The organism is Streptomyces sp. NPDC048171 (genome assembly GCF_043202655.1).
In the GTDB taxonomy this organism is placed as follows: Bacteria; Actinomycetota; Actinomycetes; order Streptomycetales; family Streptomycetaceae; genus Streptomyces.
In genome coordinates, this window is sequence record NZ_JBIDAU010000002.1 from 169,370 (window position 1) to 195,377 (window position 26,008).

Here is a 26,008-nt window from a genome sequence, read left to right on the forward strand (position 1 = left end):
AGGACGCTAGGCGCGTCGGTAACGGTCCGGTGACGGGATGCGCGGAAGTGGCGGTACCGGATCGGCCCGTGTACGCATCTGACCGCGTGCCCGTCCGGCGGCCGTCGTGTTCACGCGGGGTGATGACCGAGCTGCCCGATCGGGGGCGGGTGAGGTACCTGAGCTGTTATGGGACGCATATATGCGCCGCTCTGCACACCGCGGCGGCTCAGGCACGGTCGGGCCGGTGTCGGCCGGCCTCCGGCCGCTCATTAGGCTCCGGCCCCATGGACGTACTCATCCACCTGTTCGTCGGTCTGCACATCATCGGCATCGCCGCGCTGCTCGGCGGCTTCCTGACCCAGATGAAGGCGATGGGCCGCGGCACGGCCCGCTTCATCCCCGCGATGCTGCACGGCGCGCTGACGATGCTGGTCACCGGTGTCGCCCTGGTCGGCCTCAACCAGGCCGACGACCAGTCCGTGGACAACGTCAAGATCGGGGTGAAGCTCGCCCTGCTGATCGTGATCCTCGGCCTGGTCTACGTGAAGCGCGACGACGAGAAGGTCGACAAGCCGCTGTTCGGCCTCGTGGGCCTGCTGACCGTCGCGAACATCTTCATCGCGGTGCTGTGGACGTGACGGCGCCCGCGCCCGCGGACCGCACCCCGGTCCGGGCCTGCGCGACCGCTCCCGCCGCGACCGCCAGCCACCCGGCCACCGCGATCCACAGCAGGACCTGGCCGGGTGCGTCCAGCCACGCGACGTCGATCGCGGCGGCCACGGAGAGCGTCGCCGCCGCCGTCATGCCGAGCGGGAAGACCGTCGACCAGCGCCGCACGTCGTAGCGGACCCGCGGCCAGACGAACTCGGCGACCAGCAGGACGACGTACCAGGCGAGGTCGAGGGTGAGCAGGAAGACGGTCACGTCGTGCAGCACGGCGCTGTCGTCGGAGTTCCACAGGTACATGCCGGTCCCGGCCGCCGCGATCAGTTTGGCGCCTGCGAGGGCCGAGATGGCGAGCGCACCGCCCGCCACCCAGTGGTCACCGGAGCCCAGGGCCACCTGCCGCAGATCGAAGCGGAACAGGGCGATCAGGTAGAGCACGATCCCCAGCCAGAACGGCACCAGCGCCGCGTGCGCCAGCCAGGGCGTCGAGGTGACCGCGGACAGCGTGGCGCCGAGCACGGCCAGGCCCTCCGTGGCCACGCACCCCAGGAAGACCGCCCCCGGCATCCTGCGCCCCCAGTGCCGCACGACCAGGAGGAGCAGCACCGGCCACAGCAGTGCCGCCAGCGCCAGCAGCGCGGCGGCCAGGGCCGTCCAGCCGAGCAGCGAGAACCGGGTGCCGAGCACGGTGGTCGCGGCGACCGCGGTGAGCGCGCCCGGTGTCCCCGCCCGCGTCAGCCACTGCGGGCGCTCGACCAGCAGCAGGTAGACGAAGTTCGCCGCCAGGGCCAGCCAGGCGGCGCAGGCCAGGAACAGGGCGATGCGGGACAGGACCTCGTATCCCGTCAGGTGCATGGCGACCGACAGGATGCCGGTCGCCATGACCGCGGCCCCGGCCGCCGGTGGACGCTGCGCCCACCAGGCGCGCAGGGGGGAGGGGAGAGTGCCTGACGACGTGCCTGACGACATGTCCCCGATGCTAGAGAGCCGGGCCGGTCAGGCCGGGCGCACCACGCTGTGGATCGACGACTCGCCGTCGTAGTAGATCGACTCCTCGCGGACGTACGCGCCCGGCTTCGGGGCGTGGATCATCATGCCGTTGCCGATGTAGAGGCCGACATGGCTGAGGTCGTCGTAGAAGAAGACGAGGTCACCGGGTTGCGCCTGGGAGACGGGGACGGTCGTTCCGGCGTTGACCTGGTCGTACGTGACGCGCGGCAGCGTCACCCCCGCGGCCTTCCAGGCGGCCTGGGTGAGGCCGGAGCAGTCGTAGGAGCCGGGGCCGGTGGCGCCCCAGACGTACGGCTTGCCGATCTGGGCGCGGGCGAAGCCGAGCGCCTTCTCGGCCTTGGTGCCGTACGACGAGTCCGGCGTCGAGGAGCCCGACGAGCTGTTGCCGCCGGACTCCGAGGAACCGGAGGAACTTCCTCCGCCGCTCTCCTGCTGTGCGGCCTCCTCCCGCCGCTCGCGCTCCTCGGCCTGCTGCCGGGCCTGCTGCTCGGCCAGCTCCGCGGCCTTGCGGGCGGCCTCCTCCTGCTTCTTCTTCTCGATCGCCGCGAGCCGGGCCTTCTCCTCGGCGGTCAGCTTCGAGAGCAGTTCACGCGCGGTGGCGAGCTTCTTCTGGACGGTCGACTTGGCCGTCTTCAGGTCCTGCTGGGAGCCGGTGAGCGTCTCCAGGCTCTCGGCGGCCTCCCGGCGCTTCTTCATCGTCTCGGACTGCTGCGTGACGTAGTCGTCGACCGCGGTCTTCTGACGGCCGGTGAGCCGGCCCATCAGCTGGTTCTGGTCGAAGTACTCCTGCGGCGAGTCCGCGAGCAGGAAGGTCGCCGTCTCCGGGACCGCCGTGCCCGTGCGGTACTGCGCGGACGCGAAGGAACCCAGTTCCTCGCGCGCGTCGTTGAGCTTCTGGGTGCGCTGGGCGACGTCGTCGAGGAGGGTGTCGACCTTCTTGCGCTGCTTGGCGGTCTTCTCCTTGGCCGCGTTGTACTTCTCGGTGGCCGACCCCGCCTGGCGGTAGAGGTCGTCGACCTTCTTCTCGACCTCTTCGAGGCTCGGCCTGTCGTCGTCCGACGGCGTGGCGTTCGCTGTCTGGGACAGCAGGGCGACGGAGGTGAGGGCCGCTGTGGCGAGGGCCGGGGTCCGTATGCCCGCGACGCGTGATCCGGTGGGGCGCGACTTGCGGTGCGACGCCAAGGAGGCGCTCCTTCCAAGTGCTCCGCCTACCGGGTTAGCTGTCGGGTTCGGGCGGCACGGAAGGGTTGCCCTACGGCGGACCGTCCTCATGGAGGGCGGTACGGCCGATTCACCCCAAGTTCTCGGTTGGGTCCCCGGCTCCGGGCGCCGTGGCGGGCACGCCGGACTCGGCGGAGGCCGCGCGGCCCGGCGAGGTTCGCCGGAGGGGGTCGTTCGGCCTGCTCGCACGGTAGCCAACTCGTGTGGCCGCTGTGAAGGTTGGTGGGTGATATGCCCGATACATTTTCGTGACCTTGGCGACGGGTGTCACTCTCCGTGTTCCGGCAGGTCGCAGGGCGTACCGGTGTGAGGTGTCCCGGACATTCTCCGGGGTGGCATCGGGTTGTCGGTGGGGCGCCCTAGACTCGGAGAGCGATGAGCAGCCTCTTTGACGACAGCTTCCTGGCGAGCCTCCAGACCCCCCGGGGTCACGAGGAGGAACCCCCGCCGCCGCCCGAGGACGGTCACGGACCGGAGCCGGTCCCGCACGACCTGTTCGGCGGGAAGTTCGACGCGCCCCCGGAGCGGGACCGGTACTACCGGGACGGCGCCCCGCGCCCCGCCCTGGACCCGGCCGCCCTCCTGGACGGGCTGAACGACAATCAGCGCGCCGCCGTGGTGCACTCCGGCTCCCCCCTGCTCATCGTGGCCGGCGCCGGCTCCGGCAAGACCCGCGTGCTCACCCACCGCATCGCCCACCTGCTGGCCGAGCGCGGCGTCCACCCGGGCCAGATCCTCGCGATCACCTTCACCAACAAGGCCGCCGGCGAGATGAAGGAGCGCGTCGAGCAGCTCGTCGGCCCGCGCGCCAACGCGATGTGGGTGATGACCTTCCACAGCGCCTGCGTCCGCATCCTGCGCCGCGAGTCGAAGCGGCTCGGTTTCACGTCGTCCTTCTCGATCTACGACGCCGCCGACTCCAAGCGGCTCATGGCGCTGGTCTGCCGCGACCTCGACCTGGACCCCAAGCGCTTCCCGCCCAAGTCCTTCAGCGCCAAGATCAGCAACCTGAAGAACGAGCTGATCGACGAGGAGGACTTCGCCGCCCAGGCGGCTGGGGGCACCTCCCAGACGGAGTCTGGGGGAGGCTTCGAGAAGACGCTCGCCCAGGCGTACGCGATGTACCAGTCGCGGCTGCGTGAGGCCAACGCCCTCGACTTCGACGACCTGATCATGACGACGGTCAACCTGCTCCGCGCCTTCCCGGACGTCGCCGAGCACTACCGCCGCCGCTTCCGGCACGTCATGGTCGACGAGTACCAGGACACCAACCACGCCCAGTACGCCCTGGTGCGCGAGCTGGTCGGCGGGGCCTCGGAGCACCCCGTCGACGTACCGCCGGAGGCCGAGGTCCCGCCCGCCGAGCTGTGTGTGGTGGGCGACGCCGACCAGTCGATCTACGCCTTCCGCGGCGCCACCATCCGCAACATCCTCCAGTTCGAGGAGGACTACCCGAACGCGACGACGATCCTCCTGGAGCAGAACTACCGCTCGACCCAGACCATCCTCACCGCCGCCAACGCGGTCATCGAGCGCAATGAGTCCCGCCGGCCCAAGAACCTGTGGACCAACCAGGGCGCCGGCGCCCAGATCACCGGGTACGTCGCCGACACCGAGCACGACGAGGCCCAGTTCGTCGCCGACGAGATAGACCGCCTCACGGACGCGGGCGAGGCCAAGGCCGGCGACGTCGCCGTCTTCTACCGCACCAACGCGCAGTCCCGTGTCTTCGAAGAGGTCTTCATCCGCACCGGCCTGCCCTACAAGGTCGTCGGCGGCGTCCGCTTCTACGAGCGCAAGGAGGTCCGGGACGTCCTGGCCTACCTGCGGGTGCTGGCCAACCCGGAGGACTCGGTGCCGCTGCGCCGGATCCTCAACGTCCCCAAGCGCGGCATCGGCGACCGGGCCGAGGCGATGATCGACGCCCTGTCGCAGCGCGAGAAGATCAGCTTCCCGCAGGCACTCAAGCGCGTCGACGAGGCGTACGGCATGGCGGCGCGCTCGGCCAACGCCGTCAAGCGGTTCAACACGCTCATGGAGGACCTGCGCACCATCGTCGAGTCCGGCGCCGGACCGGCGACCGTCCTCGAGGCCATTCTCGAACGCACCGGCTACCTCGCCGAGTTGCAGGCCTCCACCGACCCGCAGGACGAGACCCGTATCGAGAACCTCCAGGAACTCGCGGCCGTCGCCCTGGAGTTCGAACAGGAGCGGGCCGAGGGCGAGGAGGCCGGCACCCTCGCCGACTTCCTGGAGAAGGTCGCCCTGGTCGCCGACTCCGACCAGATCCCGGACGAGGAGGACGGCGACGGCGTCGTCACCCTCATGACCCTGCACACCGCCAAGGGCCTGGAGTTCCCGGTCGTCTTCCTCACCGGCATGGAGGACGGCGTCTTCCCGCACATGCGCGCCCTCGGCCAGGCCAAGGAACTGGAGGAGGAACGGCGGCTGGCGTACGTCGGCATCACCCGCGCCCGCGAGCGGCTCTACCTGACCCGGTCCACCCTGCGCAGCGCCTGGGGCCAGCCCTCCTACAATCCGCCCTCGCGCTTCCTGGAGGAGATCCCGGCCCCCCACCTGGAGTGGAAGCGCACCGGTGCGAACGGACCGGCGCCCTCCGCGCCGGTCTCGGGAGTGGCGGCCTCACTGTCGTCGTCCCGTTCCCGCTCGTCGGCGTCGGGCGCGTCCGGCTTCGCCACCCGCCGGTCCGCCGGCGCGGAGCAGCCGACGGTGTCCCTGGCGGTCGGCGACCGCGTCACGCACGACCAGTTCGGGCTCGGGACGGTCGTCGGGGTCAAGGGCACCGGGTCCAACGCCGAGGCGACCATCGACTTCGGCGACACCAAGCCGAAGCGCCTGCTGCTGCGGTACGCGCCGGTGGAGAAGCTCTGACGGTGCCGGACCGGCCGCGCGGGCCCGGGCTGCGGCTCGGGTCCGCGGCCGGGCGCGCACGCACCGGGGGCGGACCGACGGCTGAGACGCTACGGCGTCACTGAGGGTTGAGGCCGTGGCTGCGCAGCCACGAGAGCGGGTCGATCGCCGAGCCGCCCGAGGGGCGCACCTCGAAGTGCAGGTGCGGGCCGGTCGAGTTGCCCGAGTTGCCGGAGAACGCGACGGCGTCACCGGCTTTGACGGTCGTACCCGAGGGAACCTGGTAGCTGGAGAGGTGGCAGTACCACGTCTCCGTGCCGTCCTTCGCCGTCACGATCATCATGTTGCCGTACGCGCTGTTGTACTGCGTGCGGACGGTGCCGTCGGTCGCGGCCATCACCGTCGTCCCGTACGACACGGGGAAGTCGATGCCGCTGTGCACGGACATCCAGTTGATGCCGGCCTGCCCGTAGTAAGCGCTGAGTCCGTGCTGCGCCACCGGGAGGGCGAACTTGGGGCGCAGCCGCTCCTTGCGGGCCGCCTCCTCCGCCGCGCGCTTCTTCTCGGCGGCCTGCTCGGCCTTGAGGTCGATGCGCTCCTGCGTCCGGCTGGCCCGGTCGGCGAAGTCGTCGGCTCCGGCGGCGAGGCTGGTGAGCTGGGTGTCCAGCTTGTTGTTGGCCGTGGACGGCTTCACCGGCGCGGCCTGCTGCGCGCCCGGGTCGGCGGCCGCCGCCGTGGTCTCCGTGCCCTCGTCGCCGGTGAGGCTGCCGACGGAGGCGGCCGCGATGCCGGCGACGCTCATCACGCAGGCCGACGGCACGGCGATGGTCAGCAGCGCGGAGCGCTTGGCGGGCTGGCGGCGGCGGGAACGCGCCCCGGCCCGGGAGGCGCCGCGCGCGGCCGGGACACGAGGGGCCGGGGTGATCTCCTCCTGGTCGTCCAAGAGGGCGGTCACGGTCGGGAGTTCGCCGGTGGCGGTCAACTCGCCCTCGTGCGGGGCCGGTTCGTCCTCGGCGGACAGGATGTCCGGGGTGGCGTCCTGCACTGCCGCGGGCTCCGCCGGGTGCGCGGTGGTGCCGTCGGGGTTCCACTGGGTGGCGTCGTAGGCGCCGGTGTCGAACGTGCCGGTGGCGAAGGCGTTGGCCTCGAAGGTGGCCGTCTCGAAGGCCGTCGCCTCGAAGGTGGCCGTCTCGTAGGCGGCGGTCTCGTCGAAGGCGACCGTCTGGAAAGCGCCCGTGTCCAGGGTGCCGGTGGCGAAGGCACCGGTCTCGAAGCTGCCGGTCTCAAAGGTCTGCGTGCCCCAGTCCCACTGCTGGGTCCCGTCGGCAGGGTTGCCGGACGGGTCCGGCTGGGTCCAGACGCCGGTGTCCCACTGCCCGGTGGCCTCGGCGCCCGTGGCCTGCGGCTGCGCACCGGCGGGCTCCTGGTAACCGGCCGTCCACGCGGTCGCGTCGTAGGGCCCGGAGTCGTAACCGGTGTGGTGCTGGGCGGCGTACGCGTCGTAGTGCTGCTGCCCGCCGCAGTCGGACCACTGGGTGGTGTCGTAGGCGCCCGTGGTGCCGTACGAGCCCGTCGTGTCGTAGGTGCCGGTGGCGTGGCCCGGCAGGTTGCCGAAGAGGGGGTCCGCGTCGAAGGCCGCGGGGGCGGGACCGTTGGTCGGAAAACCAGTGGTGTCGTAGCCGCCGTACGTGGTGAGGTCGCCGTACTGGGCCTCCCCTGTGCCGTACGACGCGTAATGCGCCGACGCGGCGTCGGAAGCCGAAGCCGGGGTGGTCATGGTCCCCGACGGGTGACGGTCGTTCACCAACTTCTCTTTCGCCTCGACAACAGGGGCTGCCAGAGCAGTGCGGCGACTGTACCCGGCGGTATACGGGCACGACAATCTTCGTCAGGTTTCGTTGGCGAAGGAAACGGGCAATCGGCCGTGTTTTGGGGGACGGCGGGCACGAGTTTGGCTTTTTGTTCGAGCGGTGTTCGATGCTGAACGGGTTGTTTCGGAGTCAGGCGACCGTCAGACCACCGGCTCGTCCGCCCGATCCCGCTCGTCCACCGGATCCCGCTCGCCCGTCCGTCTCCGCGCCGGTCTCCGCCTCGATGGCGTCCAGTGCCTGCCGGATCCCCGTGGCCACGGCGGGGTGCACCGGCAGCGCGAGGTGGCCGACGCCGCTGACCCGTACGTTCTGCACGGTCAGGTCGGGATGGTCGAGGCAGGCCGTCTCCAGCGGGTCCATCACCCGGTCCAGGTCGCTCCAGAAGCTCACGAACTGCGTACGGCAGCCGGGCGTGGGCCGCGACAGCTCCTCGATCACCGCCGACCCGGGGCGCATCTGGCGCACGATCGGGTGCGCGTTGGCCAGCGGGACCACGCGGGTGCCGGAGTGCGGGGTGCCGAGCGTCACCAGCGTCCGTACCCGCAGGTCACCGCCGAGCCGCTGCACGTAGTACCGCGCGATCAGCCCGCCGAGGCTGTGCCCGACGACGTCGACGCGCTCGCTGCCGGTGCGCTCGCAGATCTCCTCGATGTGCCGGCCGAGCAGCTCGGCCGCCGTACGGATGTCGCAGGTCAGGGGGGAGTAGTTCAGTGAGTCGACCTGGTGCCTGCCGTGCTGGGCCAGGCTGCGGCGCAGCAGCAGGAAGACCGAGCGGTTGTCGATGAAGCCGTGCAGCAGGACGACCGGCGTGCTCGGGGGTGCCGGAAGCCGGGGGGCCGGCGGGGAGGGCTCCGGGTCCCGTGAACCGGCGGACGGGAGGGGCAGGGAGGGGCGGCGCTCCTGGATGATCCCCGAGGGATAGAGGAGCAGATGCCCGGCGAGGATCGCGACCTCCAGGGCGCTCGCCTTCAGGAAGGTCAGGGAGAGCCCGGTCAGCCGTCCGGGCAGGCTCGCCAGTTCCGGTAGTCCCGGGATTCCTGGCAGACCTGGAAAGCCCGGGAGGAGACGCTGGAAAAGCGGAAGAAGGGGCAGTGCTGCCGTGGTGACCTTCATGGGGCCGACCTCCGTCCGGCACGCGCAGGGACGCCTCTGTCCCCCGTGTGCCCTCGTTGGAGTGCCGTGACACCAGTGATTGGCGATGTTCGCGAGGTTTACCCGGATGGGTGTGTCGGCGTGCGGTATCCGAGCCGGGGGTGTCCCGTGGGTCTGGTCTGACCTGTGGGTTTCGTCTGGCCCGTGGTGTCGGTGATACGGCGACGAGGCCCGCTGCTTCCCCGTCCCGCCCTCGCTGCGGCTCTCCGTGCGCGTGATGCCGCCGCGCCCTGGTGCGGTGCGCGGCGAACGTGTCCCACCGTGTGATTTCCCCCTCTGTATCCACCGCGAAACTGCCGGTTGCGGGATGCTGGCGATAACGTTCGTTCACTTCCCGGACGCCGTGGTGCGGGACATGCGCGCCGCGAGGGTGCGCGCTTCGCGGACTTCGTGCACGTGGCGCGGTTTGAGTGCCGTGCTCCTGTGTACGGCTTCGGCGAAGTGTGCGGTACTTGTCGGTACGGATGGATGTAGTCGCTTCATGGAGGCAGTGATGGGTGTGGCAGCCGGTCCGATCCGCGTGGTGGTGGCCAAGCCGGGGCTCGACGGCCACGATCGCGGAGCCAAGGTGATCGCGCGGGCCCTGCGTGACGCCGGTATGGAGGTCATCTACACCGGGCTTCACCAGACACCCGAGCAGATCGTGGACACCGCGATCCAGGAGGACGCCGACGCGATCGGGCTGTCCATCCTCTCCGGTGCGCACAACACGCTCTTCGCCGCCGTGATCGCGCTGCTGCGGGAGCGGGACGCGGCGGACATCCTCGTCTTCGGCGGCGGGATCATCCCCGAGGCGGACATCGCTCCGCTGAAGGAGAAGGGCGTCGCCGAGATCTTCACGCCGGGCGCCACGACGGCGTCGATCGTGAACTGGGTCCGCGCGAACGTGCGGGAGCACGCGGAGGCGTAACCGCCCCCCCTCTCGGGCGGTCGCGGGTGCAGGCGGCCCCCCGGCGTACGCCATGTCCTACCCCGCTGCCAGCTCCTCCGCCATCGCCGCCCGCAACCGCAGTGTCGTGACGAGCCGTTGGAACGCCTCCGCCCAGTAGCCACCGGCGCCCGGCGACGCGTCCTCCGACTCGTCCGGTATCGCCAGCAGGCCGTTGAGACGGCCCGCCTCCGCGGGGTCGAGGCAGCGTTCGGCCAGCCCCATCACGCCGCTGAAGCTCCACGGATAACTCCCGGCGTCCCGGGCGATCTCGAGCGCGTCCACCACGGCACGACCGAGCGACGGCGCCCACGGCACCCCGCACATGCCGAGCAGCTGGAACGCCTCGGACAGCCCGTGCGTGGCGATGAAACCGGCCACCCAGTCGGCCCGTTCCTCCGCCCTCAGCGTGCCGAGCAGCTTGGCCCGCTCGGCCAGGGACACCGCCCCGGGACCACCGGCCTCGGGCGCCGTGGGTGCTCCCAGCAGCGCCCGCGCCCACGCCCCGTCGCGCTGTCGTACCGCCGCCCGGCACCATGCCGCGTGCAGCTCGCCCCGCCAGCCGTCCGCCACCGGCAGGGCGACGATCTCCTCGGGGCCGCGCCCGCCGAGGCGGGCCGGCCAGGTCGCCAGCGGGGCCGCCTCGACCAACTGGCCGAGCCACCACGACCGTTCGCCCCGTCCACCGGGCGGCTTGGCCACCACGCCGTCCCGCTCCATGCCCGCGTCGCACTCGTGCGGCGCCTCGACGGCGATCGCCGGATGGTCCGGGGCGCGATCGAGGGACACGCAGGTCACGGCCCGCGCCGCCATCCGCGCGGCCAGCGCCGAGTCCGGCAGGGCCGAGAGCAGCTCCGCCGCCGTCGCCCGCACATTGCGGCTGCGGTCGGCCAGCGCCTGTTCCAGGAAGGGCTCGTCCGCCGGTGCGAGTCCGGTCCGCAGCGAGTCGAGGAACATCAGCCGGTCCTCGGCCCGTTCCGTCGCCCAGGTCGAGGCCAGCAGCCCGCGCGCGCCGGCCGGGTCGCGGGCGCGCAGGGACGCCAGCAGCGCGACCCGTTCGGCGAACAGGCCCTCGTCCCAGAGCCGCCGCACCCGGTCCGCGGCGCCGGGGCCGGGCAGCGCGGTCCCGCCGCCCGGCGTGGCACGCAGGGCGAACCGCCAGTCCGGATTCAGCCGGGCCAGCCACAGGGCACGCGGTCCCGCGAACCGCAGCGCCGCCGGCCGGAGGTCCGTGCGCCCACGTGCCGCGTCCAGCAGTGCCGGAAGCGTCTCGGGCGGCGCCGCGAAACCGCGCGTGTTGGCCGTCGCCAGCCACTGGGGCAGCAGCTCCATCAGATCGGGCGCCGTCCCCCGGCGCCCACCGGCCGCGGCGCCGGGCCGGTCGGCGAGCAGCATCGTGAGGCGCCGGGCGGCCGCGGCGGGCAGGGGAGGACGCGGATCCTCGGGAGCCGGGTCGGGGCGCCGCGCCGCACGGGCCGGCCGCAGCCCGGCACGGCGCCGGACCGTCTCCGCGGCCGCCGCGTCGAGCAGCGCGGCCGGCGCACCCGGTCCGGGCTCGCTGCCCGGCGGCGTACGCCGGTCCGTGCCGAGCAGCGCGGCGGTGACGAGTTCCTCCCAGGAGGCCGTCGTCGGCGACGGTGTGCTCGGGGGAGTGGGTGTGCTGGTCATGCGATCCCCTCTGTTCCCTCTTGTGTCCATGGCCTGGGGCGGGTCGGCGCGGGCGTGGGGCGTGTAGCGGTGGGCGTGGGTGCGGGTGCGGGTGCGGGTGCGGGCGTGGGTGCGGGCGTGGGGCGTGCAGCGGTGGGCCTGGAATTCGGCGGGTGCGGGCGGGGGACGCGCCGGTTCCGGCGCCGGGCGTGTCAGTACAGCGGCACCGCCGGGCCGGGGCCGGTCGGCCAGGCCGTGAGCGGAGTGAAGCCCCGGTGGCCGCACTCGCCGAAGACCGTGACGGGCGCGCCGCCCGACAGTGCGGCCAGCCGCCAGATGCCCGCCCGGTTTCCGGCGCCCGGTACGAGCGGCAGCGCGGTGTCGTCGTCGGCGTCCGCCAGCTGCCACGCGGCGCCGTCCGGCACCGGGACGACGCGCCCCAGCGTCAACGGCACCGAGTCCAGCCACGGGTCGTCGCTCAGGGCCTCGCCGAACCGGGCGGTGGCTCGGGAGGTGGTCACTCCTCCCGGGCGTATCCCCGTTGTCGCGGGCTGGGTGAACCGCCGCCCCAGGGCCGCCCGCCGCTGTCCGGCGCCCGGATACGCCGACACTTCGGCCTCCAGCGCCAGACCCACCGGCAGCGCCAACTCCGGTGCCCTGCCCGCGGCACCGTAGGAGAGGAGCAGCGCGGTCCGGTCCGTCTCGGCGCCGTACAGCCAGATGCGACGGGTCGTCAGCCGCGCGTCCGCGGTGTCGTACTGGGCGAGGACCAGCCAGCGGTCCCGCACCGGCGGACCGTCCGCCGAGGCCGGCAGACCCACACGTGAACGGACGGTCGCCGCCAGCCCGTCGGGCAGGCTCTCGCGTCGCAGCCAGCCCTGGTCGAGCAGGTGGAGGAGGGCGCACTCCTCCAGCAGCCGGACCGGCCAGCCGGGGCCCGACGACGGTATGGAGCCCAGCTCGCGCACGCGTGCGGCCAGACCCGGGGCCTGGGCGTCGACCATGCGGGCGGCCGTCTCCTCCCACAGCCCGTAGCCCGCCTGCCCGGCGCCGGCCAGACCGCCGCGCAGCAGGTCCGTCAGCCGCTGCTCCAGCTCCGTCGCGCCCGCGGTGATCCGTCCGGCCCGCTGCAGGGCCCGGCGCCGCGCCGCCTCCGGATCAGCGGCCCCCGACCCGCGTCCGGGCGACGAGTCCGCCGCGCCCGTCCCCTCTCTCCCCTCCGCGCGCCGGCGTCGTCCGGTGAGCCAGCGCTCCGCCCACTGGGGCACTTCCGCCCCCGGCACCGCGACGCCCCCGCCCGACCAGAGCAGCAGCAGCCCGAGCGCGTGCTTGCACGGGAGCTTGGGACTCGGACACGCACAGCGGTACGCGGGCCCGGACCCGTCCGTGACGTCGACGACCGTCCGGTACGGCTCGCTGCCGCTCCCCTTGCACAGCCCCCACACCGCCCCCTCGTCGGAACCGCCCACCTCGGACCACGGACCGGATGTCGCCAACCTGCCGCCCGCCGCACGTGACGCGGCGTCAGGCGCCAGTGCCAGCACCTGGTCCGTGGTCCAGCGCACCCCCTGCTGAGTCATGACATCGAAGGTAGATCCTCCCACTGACAACGCCCCCGGAGAGATTGTTTTCGCTGGTCAGAGCGATTGTCAGTGGCGTGGTGCACCGTGGATGACAGATCGAACCGGCCGAGCTGGAGGGGGAATCAGCCATGCCTGTGTCCGTGGAAGCGATGTCCGTGGAAGCGATGTCCGGAGTGGAGAGCCTGCGGCCCCACGCCGAGCAGGCCTTCGGGGCCGAACTGGCCGCGCTGGCCTCGCAGGACGACCGTCCGCGCCCGGCCCGCTGGAAGCTGTCGCCCTGGGCCGTCGCCACCTATCTGCTCGGCGGCACCCTGCCCGACGGCACCGTGATCACCCCGAAGTACGTGGGCTCGCGCCGCATCGTCGAGGTCGCCGTCAGCACACTCGCCACCGACCGTGCCCTGCTCCTGCTCGGCGTGCCCGGCACCGCGAAGACCTGGGTGTCCGAGCACCTCGCGGCGGCCGTCAGCGGCGACTCCACCCTGCTGGTGCAGGGCACCGCCGGCACCCCGGAGGAGGCGATCCGCTACGGCTGGAACTACGCGAGACTCCTCGCCGACGGCCCGAGCCGCGACGCCCTCGTGCCCAGTCCCGTCATGCGGGCCATGACGGACGGCGCGACCGTGCGGGTGGAGGAGCTGACCCGCATCCCCGCCGACGTGCAGGACAGCCTGATCACCATCCTGTCGGAGAAGACCCTGCCGATACCGGAGCTGGGCCAGGAGGTGCAGGCGGTCCGCGGCTTCAACCTGATCGCCACCGCCAACGACCGCGACCGCGGGGTCAACGACCTGTCCAGCGCCCTGCGCCGCCGTTTCAACACCGTGGTGCTGCCGCTGCCCGAGAGCGCCGAGGCCGAGGTCGAGATCGTCACGCGCCGCGTCGACCAGATCGGCCGTTCCCTCGACCTGCCCCCGACCCCCGACGGCATCGCGGAGATCCGCCGCGTCGTCACCGTCTTCCGCGAGCTGCGCGACGGCCTGACGGGCGACGGGCGTACGAAGGTGAAGTCGCCCAGCGGCACCCTGTCCACGGCCGAGGCGATCTCCGTCGTCACCGGCGGTCTTGCGCTGTCCGCGCACTTCGGTGACGGGGTGCTGCGGCCCGGCGACATCGCCGCGGGCATCCTCGGCGCGGTCGTCCGCGATCCCGCCGGCGACCGCGTCATCTGGCAGGAGTACCTGGAGACGGTCGTCCGGGAGCGCGACGGCTGGCAGGACTTCTACCGCGCCTGCCGCGAGGTGAGCGGGTGAACGGCGCGGCGTGGACGAGGACGCGGCACGGAGCGGAGACGCGGGTGGCCGGAGCCACGGGGGACGACGAGGACTCGACGTGGGCACGCGGGCTGCGGAGTCGGGCGCGGGGGACCCGGGGGCGGGGGCCCGGTGGGCGAGGGGGACGGTGTGACGGGCACTGACCGCGGAGGGGGTGGCGGCGCGCCCGGACCGCTGCTGCTGGGTGTGCGCCACCACGGCCCGGGGTCCGCGCGGGCGGTGCGGGCCGCGCTGGAGGCGGCCCGGCCGGGGGTCGTGCTGATCGAGGGGCCGCCCGAGGCCGACGCCCTGATCCCGCTGGCCGCCGACGAGGACATGCGGCCACCGGTGGCGCTGCTCGCGCACGCCGTGGACGAGCCCGGTCGCTCGGCCTTCTGGCCGCTGGCCGAGTTCTCCCCGGAGTGGGTGGCCCTCCGCTGGGCCCTGGAACACGGAGTGCCGGCCCGCTTCATCGACCTCCCGGCCGCGCACTCGCTGGCCCGGCGGGCGGAGGAGGACACGGAGGGGGAGGACGCGGAGAGGACGGGCGAGGAGCCGGAGTCGGGAACAGGGGGCCCCGCCGACGCGTCCGGCCCCGAGGTGCGGGTCGATCCGCTCGCCGCCCTCGCCGGGGCCGCCGGTCATGACGACCCCGAGCGCTGGTGGGAGGACGTCGTCGAGCACCAGGGCCACGGGGGCGGCGACGGGGACGCGCTCGCGCCGTTCACCGCGCTGGAAGAGGCCATGGGTGCCCTGCGGGAGACCGAGGAGGACGGCGGAGGGGACGAGCGGGACCTGGTGCGGGAGGCGTACATGCGGCTCCAGGTGCGGGCGGCACAGCGGGAGTTCAGCGGGGGCGTCGCCGTGGTGTGCGGGGCGTGGCACGTGCCCGCGCTCAGGCGCAAGGTCACCGCCACCGCCGACCGGGCCCTGCTGAAGGGGCTGCCGAGGACCAAGGTGGACCTGACGTGGGTGCCCTGGACGTACCGACGGCTGTCCCGGTCCGGGGGGTACGGGGCGGGCATCGAGTCGCCCGGCTGGTACGCGCATCTGTTCGGCGCGGCGGACCGGCCGGTCGAGCGGTGGCTGACCAAGGTGGCCGGGCTGCTGCGGGACGAGGGCCGGACCGTCTCCTCGGCGCACGTCATCGAGGCGGTGCGGCTGGCCGGGACGCTCGCGGCGCTGCGTGGGCGCCCGCTGGCCGGGCTGGGCGAGACGACGGACGCCGTGCGGGCGGTGATGTGCGACGGCTCGGACGTGCCCCTGGCGCTGGTCCGGGACCGGCTGGTGGTGGGGGACGTGCTGGGGGAGGTCCCCGCTGGGGCGCCCGCGGTGCCCCTGCAGCGCGACCTGGCCCGCGTCCAGCGCCGGCTGCGGCTCAAACCGGAGGCGCGGCGAAGGGAGTTGGAACTCGACCTGCGCAAGGACACCGACGCGAGCCGCAGCAGACTGCTGCACCGGCTGCGGCTGCTCGGCGTCGGCTGGGGCGAGCCGGCCGCCTCCCGGGGGAGTACGGGGACGTTCCGGGAGACATGGCGGCTGCGCTGGGAGCCGGAGCTGTCGGTGCGGGTCGCCGAGGCCGGAGTGTGGGGCACGACGGTGCTCGCCGCCGCGACCGCCATGGCGGAGGCGGACGCCGTCAGCGCGCGCGACCTCGCCGAGGTCACCGCGCTCGCCGAACGCTGCCTGCTGGCCGGGCTGCCGGACGCGCTGACGCCGGTGATGCGGATACTCGCCGACCGCGCGGCGCTCGACACGGACGTCGGTCACCTCGCGCGGGCCTTGCCCGCCCTGGTCCGCTCGTTGCGCTACGGCGACGTGCGCGGCACCGACACGGGTGCGCTGGCGGAGGTCGCCGCGGGGCTCGCCGAGCGCGTCTTCGTCGGCCTGCCCGCGGCCTGCGCGGCCCTGGACACCGACGCGGCCGACGAGATGCGCGGCCATGTGGACGCCGTGCACGGAGCGGTGGGCCTGCTCGGCGACACCTCCGCGCCGGGCCACGGCGGTCTGCGGAACCGCTGGCAGGAGGTGCTGCGGACCCTTTCGGCGCGGGACATCGTGCCCGGTGTCGTCCGGGGGCGTGCCGTGCGGCTCCTGCTGGACGACGGGGTGCTGGCGGCGGACGAGGCAGCGCGCTTCATGGGCCTGGCGCTGTCCCGGGGGACACCACCGGCGGACGCGGCGGCGTGGATCGAGGGCTTCGTCGGAGGCGGCTCGGGCGGCGGCCTGCTCCTCCTGCACGACGAACGGCTGCTGGCCCTGGTGGACGCGTGGCTGACCGGCGTGGCGGCGGAGGCGTTCACGGACGTGCTGCCGCTGCTGCGCCGCACCTTCGCGGCCTACGAGCCGGGTGTGCGACGCAGCCTCGGGGAGCTGGTCCGGCGCGGACCCGAGGCGCGGGGGAGGGTGACCACGGCAGGCCCTGGGGCACCGGGCTTCGCGGCCGGCCTCGACACCGGGCGCGCCGACGCGGTGCTCCCGGTGGTCCGGCTGCTGCTGGGCCTGGAGGGCACCGCCCCGGCGCGAAGCGGCCCGGACGGCAACGACCTGGTGGGGGTGGACGCATGACGACCGAACCGGTGGGGGACGACGCCGCGCAGGAGCGGCTGCGGCGGTGGCGGCTCGTGCTGGGCGGGGACCCGGCCGACGGCACCGGCCGCACGCTCTCCGGGCAGGACGCCGCGATGGACGGGGCGCTCACCGCGCTCTACGGGAAGGAGGCCGCCGCGCGGGGCGGACGGGACCGTGCGGCGGGGCTCGGCGGCTCCGCACCGGCCGTCGCGCGCTGGCTGGGTGACATCCGGACCTACTTCCCCTCCTCCGTCGTACAGGTCATGCAGCGGGACGCGATCGACCGGCTCGGTCTCGCCACGCTCCTGCTGGAGCCGGAGATGCTGGAGGCGGTGGAGGCCGACGTGCACCTGGTGGGCACCCTGCTCTCGCTCAACCAGGCGATGCCGGAGGCGACGAAGGAGACGGCGCGAACCGTCGTGCGCAAGGTCGTCGAGGACCTGGAGAAGCGGCTGGCCTCCCGCACCCGGGCCACCCTCACCGGCGCCCTGGACCGCAGCGCCCGCGTCACCCGTCCCCGGCACCACGACATCGACTGGAACCGCACGATCTCGGCCAACCTCAAGCACTACCTGCCGGAGTACGGGACGGTCGTACCGGAGCGGCTCGTCGGCCACGGGCGGGCGTCCCGGTCGGTGAAGAAGGAGGTCCTCCTCTGCGTCGACCAGTCGGGGTCGATGGCGGCATCGGTCGTGTACGCGTCGGTGTTCGGGGCGGTGCTGGCGTCCATGCCGTCGTTGGAGACCCGGCTCGTCGTCTTCGACACGGCGGTCGTCGACCTGACCGACCAACTGGACGACCCGGTCGACGTGCTCTTCGGCACGCGACTCGGTGGCGGCACGGACATCAACCGGGCGCTGGCGTACTGCCAGTCGCGGATCACCCGCCCCGCGGAGACCGTGGTCGTACTGATCAGCGACCTCTACGAGGGAGGCATCCGGGACGAGATGCTCAGGCGGGTCGCGGCGATGCGGGCGGCGGGCGTGCGGTTCGTGACGCTGCTGGCCCTGTCCGACGAGGGGGCACCCGGCTACGACAGGGAGCACGCGGCGGCGCTCGCCGCGCTGGGGGCACCCGCGTTCGCCTGCACGCCCGACCACTTCCCGGAGGTGATGGCGGCGGCGATCGAGGGGCGGCCCCTGCCGATACCGGACGCCGGGTGACGATTCGTCCATCCGAGGTGGCCCAATTCCCGCCACGGAAACGGACATCGCTACCCATCGGTAATGAGGGGCTTGCGCACACCGCGGAGTCCCGTGCGAGGATCGCGCGTCATCGGTGCGTTGTTCGACGCGCGAGCCGTTCCGCCGCCGCACGGGAGGAATCTCCCCGTCTTGATCTGGTCAGCCGTCCTGCCCGGTGCCGCTCTGCGCGTGATGCGCACGGCGGCCGGGCGGCGTGCCCTCCACGTGGCGCTGCTGGTGGGCGGGTTGTTCGTGCTCGGCCTGCTCTGCGGGGAACGGGCGCATGCGGCCGACGGGGCGCCGTCCCTGCGGGACACCGTGCGGCAGGTCGTCGACGTGCCGGTGAAGCGGCCGGCGCCGGAGGCGCGTGAGTCGGCCCAGCTTCCGCCGGAGGACGCGCTCCTGGCCGTCGGGGACGTGGTGGAGAAGACGACCGAGCGGCTGCCCCTGCTCTCCGCCGCCGACGCAGCCTCAGGCTTCTCCGACCCCGCCCTCTCCGCCCCCGCCCTCTCCGTCCCCGCCCTCTCCGTCCCCGGCTTCACGGACCCCGGCTCCTCCGATCCCTCGGTCCCCGCGTGGCCGTCGTTGCCTCCGCTGCCGGAGCTGCCGGACCCATCCGGGGCCGACGGTTCGGACGGCTGGGCCGACCCGTACCTTCCGGACGATCGCCGGTCGGACCCGGCCGGGGCCGACGACTCCGCGCACCCTTCCGACGGAGCCGGCACCCCCGACGCCTCCGAGGCCACCGAACCCCGCACCACCACCACCGGCACCGGCACCGGGCTCGACGCCACCGACCACGCGGCGCACATCGGCCCCGCCCCCGCCCAAGCCCCCGTCGCGGTCGGCACCGGCGCACGACCCCCGGTGACCCACTCCGGCAACCCCCGCCGAACCCCTCCGGCGCACACCGACCACGCCCCCACCCGGCACGCGCCCGCCGGCGCCCCCGACGGCTCGCTGGGTACCGCGGCCGGTGCCGACCAGGGGATGCCGCGTCACGGTGACGCTCACGCGGTGACCCCGCAGCACCGGATCCCGTTCCGGCTCGTACCCGAGGTGCTGGAGCGTGCCGACGCGGGCGAGATCCGGGATCCGTACCGGGACATCCCCGTCTCTCCCGCCTGACCGGCGGAACCCTCCTGCCGCGAGCGCGCGTCTGATGCCCCTGGGGCGGATGCGCCCCGACGGGCGTCCGCCGACGCGCCCGCGCCCTCGCCCTCGCTCCCGCCCTCGTACTCCCGTACCTCCGCCGCCGCACCCCCGTCCCACCCACAGACTCCGCGAAGCGGCAGCCCGAGACGGTCGAAAGCCGTCGGCCTCCCTCGGGCCGAAACTCCGCGGATGGGCCGGACGGTCCCCATTGGGGTGGGGACCGTCCGGCCCGCACACCGGAGACCCGCACCCCTGCGGGCTTCGGCCGACGGGCCTCACCGGGCTAACCCCAGCCCGGTGAGGCCCACCCGCGCCCCGCCCGCCACGCCCCGCACCCCGCCGAAGCCGCTCACATCCGGCACCGCGTGCCAGTGAGCGCGGCATCATGTGACAGGCATCACCGCTCAGGTGTGACCCACGATTTAGGGACCCCCGGCATGCGGCGATAACCTGCGAGACGGACATGCCGCGCGCTCGGTCACCGTGTGCGCTCCCCTTGTGACACAGCGGACGTCACGTTGCCCTTCGCGGCACGCCCACGCATCCAACGAACCGCGAGATCACTGATAGGGACGGAAGCGCGTGGACCTGTTCGAGTACCAGGCGAGGGACCTCTTCGCCAAGCACGATGTACCGGTGCTGGCCGGTGAAGTCATCGACACGCCTGAGGCGGCGCGCGCGATCACCGAGGGTCTGGGCGGCAAGTCCGTCGTCAAGGCTCAGGTGAAGGTCGGTGGCCGCGGCAAGGCCGGCGGCGTGAAGCTCGCCGCCTCCGCGGACGAGGCCGTCGCCCGCGCGACGGACATCCTCGGGATGGACATCAAGGGCCACACGGTCCACAAGGTGATGATCGCCGAGACCGCTCCGGAGATCGTCGAGGAGTACTACGTCTCCTTCCTCCTCGACCGTGCCAACCGCACCTTCCTCTCCATCGCCTCCGTCGAGGGCGGCGTGGAGATCGAGGAGGTGGCGGCCACCCGTCCGGAGGCCGTCGCCAAGACGCCGATCGACGCGATCGACGGCGTGACGCCCGAGAAGGCGCGCGAGATCGTCGAGGCCGCGAAGTTCCCGGCCGAGGTCGCCGACAAGGTCGCCGACATCCTGGTCAAGCTGTGGGACACCTTCATCAAGGAGGACGCCCTCCTGGTCGAGGTCAACCCGCTGGCCAAGGTCGCGGGCGGCGACGTCATCGCCCTCGACGGCAAGGTGTCGCTCGACGACAACGCCGAGTTCCGCCACCCCGACTTCGAGGCCCTCCACGACAAGGCTGCCGCCAACCCGCTCGAGGCGGCCGCCAAGGAGAAGAACCTCAACTACGTCAAGCTCGACGGCGAGGTCGGCATCATCGGCAACGGCGCGGGTCTCGTCATGAGCACCCTGGACGTCGTCGCGTACGCCGGTGAGGCGCACGGCAACGTGAAGCCCGCCAACTTCCTGGACATCGGTGGCGGCGCCTCCGCCCAGGTCATGGCGAACGGCCTGGAGATCATCCTCGGCGACCCGGACGTCCGCTCCGTGTTCGTCAACGTCTTCGGCGGCATCACCGCCTGCGACGAGGTCGCCAACGGCATCGTCCAGGCGCTGAAGCTCCTGGAGGACCGCGGCGAGAAGGTCGAGAAGCCGCTCGTCGTCCGTCTCGACGGCAACAACGCCGAGCTGGGCCGCAAGATCCTCACCGACGCCAACCACCCGCTGGTCCAGCGCGTCGACACCATGGACGGCGCGGCCGACAAGGCCGCCGAGCTGGCTCACGCCGCCGCCAAGTAAGCACTCAGGACGAGGACACCAACACACCATGGCTATCTGGCTCAACAAGGACAGCAAGGTCATCGTCCAGGGCATGACCGGCGCCACCGGCATGAAGCACACCAAGCTCATGCTCGGCGACGGCACCAACGTCGTGGGCGGCGTGAACCCGCGCAAGGCGGGTCAGTCCGTGGACTTCGACGGCACCGAGGTACCGGTCTTCGGCACCGTCAAGGAGGCCATCGAGAAGACCGGCGCCAACGTCTCCGTCATCTTCGTGCCGGAGAAGTTCACCAAGGACGCCGTCGTCGAGGCCATCGACGCCGAGATCGCGCTGGCCGTCGTGATCACCGAGGGCATCGCCGTGCACGACTCGGCGTCGTTCTGGGCGTACGCCGGCAAGAAGGGCAACAAGACCCGCATCATCGGCCCGAACTGCCCCGGCATCATCACCCCGGGCCAGTCCAACGTCGGCATCATCCCGGGCGACATCACCAAGCCGGGCCGTATCGGCCTGGTCTCGAAGTCCGGCACGCTGACGTACCAGATGATGTACGAGCTGCGCGACATCGGCTTCTCGACCTCCGTCGGCATCGGTGGCGACCCGATCATCGGCACCACGCACATCGACGCGCTCGCCGCGTTCGAGGCCGACCCCGAGACCGACCTGATCGTCATGATCGGCGAGATCGGCGGCGACGCCGAGGAGCGTGCGGCCGAGTACATCGCGAAGAACGTGACCAAGCCGGTCGTCGGCTACGTCGCGGGCTTCACCGCGCCCGAGGGCAAGACCATGGGCCACGCCGGCGCCATCGTCTCCGGTTCGTCCGGCACCGCCCAGGCGAAGAAGGAGGCCCTGGAGGCCGCGGGCGTCAAGGTCGGCAAGACCCCGACCGAGACGGCGAAGCTCGCCCGGGAGATCCTGGCCGGCTGACCGCAGCCCCGTCGTACGGCACCGAGTGGGCCCGTCCTCGCGGAGGACGGGCCCACTCGTCGTACCGCCGGGCCGCTCGTCGTACCGCCGGGCCGTTCGGCGTCCCGTCGGTCATTCGAGCCGTGGAGTCAGCCGCTCCGGCCCGTCCTGCATCTGGTCGCGCAGCTTCTGCCGCAGCTCCAGTTCCTCGTCCGACAGCGCGCCCGGTGCCACCTTGGGCGGCACCCCGCGCACCGTCTCGCCGGGGGAGACCGGCGGCTCGTAGTGCGTGGGCGCGGTGCGCAGCGCCAGCGCGGTGGTCCCGATGAGGGCGGCGGTGAAGGCGATCGCCGCCCGGGTCCAGAACCGGGCCCGGCGTTCACTGCCCACCCGTACCGTCGGCGGCTTGGCCGCGCGCAGCCGCTCGTTCGACGCCACCTCGGCCAGCCGCCGGTGCAGCACGTCGGGGTCGGCCAGTTCGGGCAGCCGGCCGGCCATCGCCCTGCGCGCGTTCAGCAGCCGGTTGGCCGTCGCCGGAGTGCTCGCCTCCGTCTCCGCCGCCGTCTCGGGCAGGTCCAGGCCCACACCGTCGTACAGGAGGAGCGTCCGGCGGTGCCGCGGGGGGAGGCGGAGCAGGGTGTTCAGGAGCGTGCGGTCGCCGGGGTCGGCGGGCGGCGGCTCCGGGTGCCGGTGGCGCGGGCGGAACCGCTGCCAGGGCGAGAGCGCGTACTCGTACGCCACCGCCCGCACCCACCCCACCGGGTCCGGGTCGCGGGCCACTTCCGGCCAGTTCTCCCAGGCGGTCTGGAAGGCCCGCTCCACCGACTCGCGCGCCAGCTCCCGACGGCCGGTCAGCAGGAAGGTCTGCCGTACGAGGGCGGGGGTGCCGAATTCGTAGAGCGCGTCGAACGCCTGAGCGGGCGTCAGTGCGACCGGCTCCGGCAGTGGTTCCGGTCGCCGTTCCCGCTGCTCCTCCGTAGGCGGCGCCTTCGTCGGCAGTACCAGGGTCTCGGTGTCCTCGGCCGGGCTCCCGGGGCCGGTGCGGACGGCCACGACGACGGGCACCGGCGCCGGCTTCGCCGCCGCCGACTCCTCCTCGACCAAGGTCTTCAGCAGTGCCGCGTACGCCTCCCGTTTCCGGCCGCGTGGTGTCGTGCGACCGCTCTCCCACGTACGGACCGTCGCGCGGGTGACCCCCATCCGGTCCGCGAGCTGAGCCTGCGTCAGCGAGGCCGCCTCGCGCAGACGTCGGCGGGCCTTGGGGGGTGGGAGCGGGGTTCCAGGGCTCCGTGTCACAGGGCGCCCCTTCGTACGAAAAAGTACATAAACATATATTGAGCGACACAACGGTGCTTCGCCTGTTACGCCGGGAAAGCGCGTGTCGTTGGGAGCATGGCGGGCGTGACCCAGACGACCGCCCGCCCGGCCCCGCTGACTCTGCTGCGCACCCGCTGGCGCGACCGGTCGCCCGGCCTGGGCGCCGGCCTCCTGGGGGGTGCGGTCGCCGCGGTGCTGGGACTCGCCTCGTGCGCCGCGCTGGTCACCCTGCTGTGGATCAGTTCGCCCTACCCCGACAGCGGCCCCGAGGGCACCCTGCACATCGCCGCCTCGCTCTGGGTGCTGGCGCACGGTGCCGAACTGGTCCGCGCCGACACGCTCTCCGGCACCCCCGCTCCGATGGGCGTCACCCCGCTGCTGCTGGTCCTGCTGCCGGTGTGGCTGCTGCACCGCGCGGCCCGGGACGCCACCGACCCCGGTGACGGGGTGGGCGTGGCCGTCGGCTCCGGGCCCGGGGCGGGGGCCGGGACGGGCTTCGCGGGGGAGGGGCGCCTCCGGGACGCCGGGCCACCGCCGGTCTCCGCGCGCTTCGCCTGGGTGGGGGTCGTCGCGGGCTACCTCTGCGTCGCCGGGCCCGTCGTGCTCTACGCGACGGGCGGCGCGCTGCGGCCCTCCTGGTGGTGGGCCGCCCTCTGCCTGCCGCTGGTCGCCATGGGCGCCGCGGGCGCGGGCGTGTGGACGGCGTTCGGCCGGCCGGGCGGGCCGGTGGGCCGGGCGCTGCGCGCGCTGCCGCGGAACCTGCGGGAGCTGATGGTGGAGCCGGACGCGCGCCTGGGCGCCTCGACGCGCGCCGCGGGTGCCGGTGCGGCGGTGCTCGTCGGCGGCGGGGCGCTGCTGGTGGGGGTCTCGCTGGTGTGGCACGGGGACGCCGCGCAGGAGGCCTTCCTGCGGCTGACCGAGGGCTGGTCCGGGCGGTTCGCCGTACTGCTGCTCTGCCTGGCGCTGGTGCCGAACGCGGCGGTGTGGGCGGCGGTGTACGCCCTCGGCCCCGGGTTCGCGCTCGGTGCCGGGCATGTCGTGCACCCCTTGGCCTCCGCCCCGGCCCCGCTGCTGCCGCCGTTCCCGCTGCTGGCGGCGGTGCCGGAGGCGGGGCCCGGTACGCCGCTGCACTGGGCGGCGGGAGGGGTGCCGCTGGTGGCGGGGACGGTGGTGGGGTGGTTCACGGCGCGGGCGGCCACGGGGGCTCCCGTGGGAGCGGTGGGCGACGGCCACGCCGCCGGGGGTGAGGGGGCCGCCGGGGTGTGGTCGTGGCGGCGGACCGCCGGGGCCGCCGTCGTGGCCGCCGTGCTGTGCGCGGTGCTCGTCGCCCTGCTGGCCGCGTTCGCGGGCGGGCCGCTCGGGAGCGATGCCCTCGCGCGGTTCGGGCCGGTGTGGTGGCAGGCCGGGGGCGCGACGCTGGTGTGGATCGCGGTGCCGGCGGTGCCGGTGGCGGTGGTGGTGCGGGCCTGGCGGGGGCGGGGCGGCGCCGTGCGGGAGCCGGCCGTGCGCGAGCCGGCCGTGGACGGCGGCGAGGCCGCCGACGGAGGTGGGCGGGGGTCGGCGCCGGTGCCCCTCGTGGGGCGGTGGTGGAAGCGGGGTGGCGGGGGCGATGCGGAGGGCGGCGAGGATGCGGGGGACGTGGGCGAGGATGCCGTGCCGTTCGGGCTGTACGACGGCGACGACGAGGGTGGTGGCGGGCCGTACGACCTGCTGCCGGTCGATCCTCCGGCGGAGCCGCCGCGGGGGTAGGGGGAGGGTGTTTCGCCCCCGCCGCCCCTACCCTTCCCGTCCCTGGGGGCTGCGCCCCCAGACCCCCCTTTTTTTCGGCCTGACGGCCTCGTCCTCAAACGCCGGACGGGCTGGGAGAGAAGACCGGACGGGCTGAAGGGCAGAACCGTCGGCCGGTCAGCCCTCCGTGCCCAGCAGGTCCCGCAGTTGTTCCGGGAGCAGGCGCTCGCAGCCCTGTTTCGCCGTATTGGTCAGGGCGTCCTCGCGGCAGGTGTAGTAGTCGTTGTAGACCAGCTGGGCGCCGAAGGACGCGGCGACCAGGAGGATGGCCAGCGACGACGTGACCAGGCCGCTGATGGCCGCGGTGCGCTGCGGGCGGCCGGTCTGCTCGGCGGGGCGGGCCGGGGCGTCCGGGTCGGCGGCGGCGCGGGGCTTTGCGCGCAGGGAGCTGATGCCCCAGTACAGGGCCAGGGCGCCGAGCAGCAGAGCCACGTACGGCCAGGTGAAGAGCGCGAAGAAGAGGGCCCACATGCCGCACAGCAGGGCGTAGCGCGCACGTCGCTGGGACGGGTCCGTGGGGTCCCAGCGCGGGCCCGGGCCGCCGCCCTGCCCCTCGGGACCGGAACCGGGACCGGCACCGCCGGGCCGCTCCCCGAAGCCGCCGGAGGAGCGACCGGGCTGCCGGTCGCTCCACTGACCGCCCCACGGCGAACGCCCGCCGCCCCGGGAACCGGACGAGTCCTGCGAGTCGCCGCCGTCGCCCGACGGGTGCCGCGGCTGCCAGGGCCGGTCCGGGGTGCCCTCCGGGGGCGGGGCGAACGGGTTGTCCCGGTCCGGGGTGGCCGGGTTGTCCTGGGAGCCGTCCTGCCCGCCGCCGTTCCCGCGGTCCGAGGGCGTGTCGGGCGGTGACGAGGGGCGCTCCCGCAGCAACACGGTGCTGCGCCCCCCTGGCTGCGCCGACTGCTGGGGGAGCGTGAGCGGTCTCAGGCTGCGGTCCGGCATCAAGTGAGCGTCTTCCCCTTGGCGGCGATGAACGGGTGGAACGGGCGAACGGGTCGGCACGACTGGTGAACGCGTGACGCGCAGGTCGCGTTCCCGGTCCGGCTCCACGCAGACGCTACCTTCCGGCCACGCCCCCGTCCCGAGGGGGCCGTCCGGTGTGCCGGTATCGTTGCTGACGGTCGGCCGCTTCGTAGACTTCCCCGTATC

General features: G+C 73.4%; 18 protein-coding genes and 1 riboswitch. Of the genes, 10 read left to right on the forward strand and 8 right to left on the reverse strand.

The window, feature by feature from the left end:
• Positions 1-266: 266 nt before the first annotated feature.
• Complete coding sequence (locus ACGF3J_RS05190) at positions 267-620, forward strand: hypothetical protein (protein ID WP_161329284.1); 354 nt, start codon at positions 267-269, stop codon at positions 618-620.
• On the opposite strand, the gene ACGF3J_RS05195 is transcribed toward ACGF3J_RS05190, so the two are convergent.
• Together ACGF3J_RS05195 and ACGF3J_RS05200 are read right to left on the reverse strand one after the other, a co-directional pair.
• A complete protein-coding gene (locus tag ACGF3J_RS05195) occupies positions 598-1,617 on the reverse strand; it encodes a tellurite resistance/C4-dicarboxylate transporter family protein (protein ID WP_161329285.1) in 1,020 nt (339 codons plus the stop codon). The genes ACGF3J_RS05190 and ACGF3J_RS05195 overlap by 23 nt on opposite strands.
• A 27-nt stretch (positions 1,618-1,644) precedes the next feature.
• The gene (locus ACGF3J_RS05200; RefSeq protein WP_161329286.1) at positions 1,645-2,841 is read right to left on the reverse strand and encodes a C40 family peptidase; all 1,197 of its coding nucleotides are present in this window, start codon (positions 2,839-2,841) and stop codon (positions 1,645-1,647) included.
• Between the two features lie 8 nt (positions 2,842-2,849).
• Positions 2,850-3,024: riboswitch (cyclic di-AMP (ydaO/yuaA leader) on the reverse strand.
• Between the two features lie 231 nt (positions 3,025-3,255).
• On the opposite strand from ACGF3J_RS05200, the gene pcrA reads away from it, so the two are divergent.
• The gene (pcrA, locus tag ACGF3J_RS05205; protein ID WP_161329287.1) at positions 3,256-5,772 is read left to right on the forward strand and encodes a DNA helicase PcrA; all 2,517 of its coding nucleotides are present in this window, start codon (positions 3,256-3,258) and stop codon (positions 5,770-5,772) included.
• Positions 5,773-5,869: 97 nt separating this feature from the next.
• Here the strand turns inward: pcrA and ACGF3J_RS05210 are convergent, their stop codons facing one another.
• Together ACGF3J_RS05210 and ACGF3J_RS05215 are read right to left on the reverse strand one after the other, a co-directional pair.
• Complete coding sequence (locus tag ACGF3J_RS05210; RefSeq protein ID WP_393853502.1) at positions 5,870-7,555, reverse strand: M23 family metallopeptidase; 1,686 nt, start codon at positions 7,553-7,555, stop codon at positions 5,870-5,872.
• Positions 7,556-7,751: 196 nt separating this feature from the next.
• A complete protein-coding gene (locus ACGF3J_RS05215; protein WP_161329289.1) occupies positions 7,752-8,735 on the reverse strand; it encodes a triacylglycerol lipase in 984 nt (327 codons plus the stop codon).
• 532 nt (positions 8,736-9,267) lie between these two features.
• Between ACGF3J_RS05215 and ACGF3J_RS05220 the strand changes: the two genes are divergently transcribed.
• Entirely contained in the window at positions 9,268-9,684 is a 417-nt protein-coding gene (locus ACGF3J_RS05220; protein ID WP_125492772.1) for a cobalamin B12-binding domain-containing protein, read from the forward strand.
• Positions 9,685-9,741: 57 nt separating this feature from the next.
• Here the strand turns inward: ACGF3J_RS05220 and ACGF3J_RS05225 are convergent, their stop codons facing one another.
• On the reverse strand, positions 9,742-11,370 hold the full coding sequence (locus ACGF3J_RS05225; RefSeq protein WP_393853503.1) for a DUF5691 domain-containing protein: 1,629 nt from the start codon (positions 11,368-11,370) through the stop codon (positions 9,742-9,744).
• A gap of 191 nt (positions 11,371-11,561) precedes the next feature.
• Positions 11,562-12,929, reverse strand: a complete 1,368-nt coding sequence (locus ACGF3J_RS05230; RefSeq protein WP_393853504.1) for an SWIM zinc finger family protein — start codon at positions 12,927-12,929, stop codon at positions 11,562-11,564.
• A gap of 131 nt (positions 12,930-13,060) precedes the next feature.
• Between ACGF3J_RS05230 and ACGF3J_RS05235 the strand changes: the two genes are divergently transcribed.
• From ACGF3J_RS05235 to sucD, 6 genes are all read left to right on the forward strand, one after another.
• Entirely contained in the window at positions 13,061-14,185 is a 1,125-nt protein-coding gene (locus tag ACGF3J_RS05235; RefSeq protein ID WP_386931287.1) for an AAA family ATPase, read from the forward strand.
• Between the two features lie 150 nt (positions 14,186-14,335).
• Positions 14,336-16,753 carry a DUF5682 family protein gene (locus ACGF3J_RS05240; RefSeq protein WP_161327512.1) on the forward strand — a complete coding sequence of 806 codons (2,418 nt, stop codon included), beginning with the start codon at positions 14,336-14,338 and terminating at the stop codon, positions 16,751-16,753.
• Positions 16,750-17,919 carry a VWA domain-containing protein gene (locus tag ACGF3J_RS05245; RefSeq protein WP_161327511.1) on the forward strand — a complete coding sequence of 390 codons (1,170 nt, stop codon included), beginning with the start codon at positions 16,750-16,752 and terminating at the stop codon, positions 17,917-17,919. Before ACGF3J_RS05240 ends, ACGF3J_RS05245 begins: the two co-directional genes overlap by 4 nt.
• 171 nt (positions 17,920-18,090) lie before the next feature.
• The gene (locus ACGF3J_RS05250; RefSeq protein WP_161327510.1) at positions 18,091-19,068 is read left to right on the forward strand and encodes a hypothetical protein; all 978 of its coding nucleotides are present in this window, start codon (positions 18,091-18,093) and stop codon (positions 19,066-19,068) included.
• Positions 19,069-19,677: 609 nt separating this feature from the next.
• Entirely contained in the window at positions 19,678-20,862 is a 1,185-nt protein-coding gene (gene sucC, locus ACGF3J_RS05255) for an ADP-forming succinate--CoA ligase subunit beta (RefSeq protein WP_125495374.1), read from the forward strand.
• A gap of 28 nt (positions 20,863-20,890) precedes the next feature.
• Complete coding sequence (sucD, locus tag ACGF3J_RS05260) at positions 20,891-21,775, forward strand: succinate--CoA ligase subunit alpha (RefSeq protein WP_161327509.1); 885 nt, start codon at positions 20,891-20,893, stop codon at positions 21,773-21,775.
• Positions 21,776-21,886: 111 nt separating this feature from the next.
• On the opposite strand, the gene ACGF3J_RS05265 is transcribed toward sucD, so the two are convergent.
• Positions 21,887-23,050 (reverse strand): helix-turn-helix domain-containing protein, encoded by a 1,164-nt coding sequence (locus tag ACGF3J_RS05265; protein WP_161327051.1) that lies wholly within the window; start codon positions 23,048-23,050, stop codon positions 21,887-21,889.
• Between the two features lie 96 nt (positions 23,051-23,146).
• On the opposite strand from ACGF3J_RS05265, the gene ACGF3J_RS05270 reads away from it, so the two are divergent.
• On the forward strand, positions 23,147-24,820 hold the full coding sequence (locus tag ACGF3J_RS05270; RefSeq protein ID WP_393853505.1) for a DUF6350 family protein: 1,674 nt from the start codon (positions 23,147-23,149) through the stop codon (positions 24,818-24,820).
• A 156-nt stretch (positions 24,821-24,976) separates the two neighbouring features.
• Here ACGF3J_RS05270 and ACGF3J_RS05275 read toward each other — a convergent pair whose 3' ends face one another.
• On the reverse strand, positions 24,977-25,801 hold the full coding sequence (locus ACGF3J_RS05275) for a hypothetical protein (protein WP_161325912.1): 825 nt from the start codon (positions 25,799-25,801) through the stop codon (positions 24,977-24,979).
• Between the last annotated feature and the right edge of the window lie 207 nt (positions 25,802-26,008).

Coding starts and splice junctions, on each gene's coding strand:
- ACGF3J_RS05190 (WP_161329284.1), top strand. CDS start 267: ATGGACGTACTCATCCACCTGTTCGTCGGTCTGCACATCATCGGCATC.
- ACGF3J_RS05195 (WP_161329285.1), bottom strand. CDS start 1,617: ATGTCGTCAGGCACGTCGTCAGGCACTCTCCCCTCCCCCCTGCGCGCC.
- pcrA (WP_161329287.1), top strand. CDS start 3,256: ATGAGCAGCCTCTTTGACGACAGCTTCCTGGCGAGCCTCCAGACCCCC.
- ACGF3J_RS05215 (WP_161329289.1), bottom strand. CDS start 8,735: ATGAAGGTCACCACGGCAGCACTGCCCCTTCTTCCGCTTTTCCAGCGT.
- ACGF3J_RS05220 (WP_125492772.1), top strand. CDS start 9,268: ATGGGTGTGGCAGCCGGTCCGATCCGCGTGGTGGTGGCCAAGCCGGGG.
- ACGF3J_RS05225 (WP_393853503.1), bottom strand. CDS start 11,370: ATGACCAGCACACCCACTCCCCCGAGCACACCGTCGCCGACGACGGCC.
- ACGF3J_RS05230 (WP_393853504.1), bottom strand. CDS start 12,929: ATGACTCAGCAGGGGGTGCGCTGGACCACGGACCAGGTGCTGGCACTG.
- ACGF3J_RS05235 (WP_386931287.1), top strand. CDS start 13,061: ATGCCTGTGTCCGTGGAAGCGATGTCCGTGGAAGCGATGTCCGGAGTG.
- ACGF3J_RS05245 (WP_161327511.1), top strand. CDS start 16,750: ATGACGACCGAACCGGTGGGGGACGACGCCGCGCAGGAGCGGCTGCGG.
- sucD (WP_161327509.1), top strand. CDS start 20,891: ATGGCTATCTGGCTCAACAAGGACAGCAAGGTCATCGTCCAGGGCATG.
- ACGF3J_RS05270 (WP_393853505.1), top strand. CDS start 23,147: ATGGCGGGCGTGACCCAGACGACCGCCCGCCCGGCCCCGCTGACTCTG.
- ACGF3J_RS05275 (WP_161325912.1), bottom strand. CDS start 25,801: ATGCCGGACCGCAGCCTGAGACCGCTCACGCTCCCCCAGCAGTCGGCG.